Here is a 1,338-nt window from a genome sequence, read left to right as displayed (position 1 = left end):
CGCCGCCCTCTTCCGAGACCTTCTGCATGTATTCAGACAGCGCGCGGATCTCTTCCGGCGAAACGCCGCCCTTTGTGTCGATCACGGGGGCCGCGAGGTCGGAGCCGACATCGGTCACCGACGACAGCCAGTTTTCCAGCTCGGTATAGAAGCGGTTCTGCGCGCGGCCGGCCTGCAGGTCGAGGAAGCCGAGGATGAGCGAACCGGAAAGACCGAGCAGCGACGACGAGAACGCCTGCCCCATGCCCGAAAGCGGCTGCGACAGCCCTTCTTTGAGCGAGGTCAGAACATCGGAAGACCCGCTCGTGCCGGCATCCAGCGACTGGATGACCGAACTGATCGAGCCGATTGTCCCGATCAGGCCCCAGAAGGTGCCGAGCAGACCGAGGAAAACGAGCAGACCGATCAGATAGCGCGAGACGTCGCGGGATTCGTCCAAGCGGTTGGCGATCGAATCGAGAATGGACCGGAAGGCCGTGGTCGAGATGCCCGCAGCAGAGGAGGTACGGCTGCCGATCAGCGTGCGCATCGGCGCGAGCAGCTTCGGGTTGCGGTTGACCTTGTCGGCGCTGCCGGCGGCGCGGAACGAATTGAACCAGCGCACCTCCGGCCGAAGCGACAGCACATGGCTGAAGACAAGGATGATGCCGATGCCGAGAACGCCGAGAATGAGGCCGTTCAGCCCCGGATTGTGCATGAAGGCCGTCTGCGCCTGGCGGAACAGGATGGATGCTATGAACCCGACGATGACGAGGAACAGCACCATCGTCCACAGAAAGGGCATCGGGCTGGATAGCTTATAGCTGTAATTTCCCGTGGTTTTCTCGGTCGAGCCGAACTCCGCCACATTCACATTTTCCATAGATTCCGCAGCCTCCGGCCTCACCACAGCCGGAGACTAGATCATCATTGTGCCGAATTGAAGTATGCGGAACGAAAAAGCCTGTCTTTATAACAAAGACTTACCGGCTGGGCACAGGACGCTTGGCAACTTCCATCAGCGCCTTCTGGATGTACTCGTTCCCAGCCACGACGTTGCCGGTCTCCAGAATAGAGTTGCCGCCATCCCAATCGCTGACATAGCCGCCGGCTTCGCGAATGAGCAGGATGCCGGCCGCGATATCCCAGGCCGAAAGGTCGGTTTCCCACAAACCGTCGAAACGTCCGGCCGCGACATAAGCGAGATCGAGCGAGGCCGCGCCCATGCCGCGCACACCGGCGACTTCGCCCATGACGTGCCGGAGTTCGACCAGGAATTTACCGTGGTTGCCACGGCCGAGATGCGGAACGCCGCAGGCGACGACCGAATCCGAGAGCACGCGACGCGCGCCGACGCGC

The 1,338-nt window shown here is 61.7% G+C and carries 2 protein-coding genes; both read right to left on the bottom strand.

Annotated elements, in window-relative coordinates:
- A partial coding sequence (locus B3605_RS24705; protein WP_296436801.1) for a flagellar motor protein MotA occupies positions 1-862 on the bottom strand: 862 nt, incomplete at its 3' end.
- Between the two features lie 100 nt (positions 863-962).
- Positions 963-1,338 (bottom strand): inositol monophosphatase family protein (locus B3605_RS24700; RefSeq protein ID WP_296436800.1); only part of this gene is annotated, 376 nt, incomplete at its 5' end.

The organism is Rhizobium sp. UBA1881 (assembly GCF_002338015.1).
Classification (GTDB): domain Bacteria; phylum Pseudomonadota; class Alphaproteobacteria; order Rhizobiales; family Rhizobiaceae; genus Rhizobium.
Note: the sequence above shows the minus strand (reverse complement) of the source record. Positions and strands in the feature narration are given on the sequence as shown.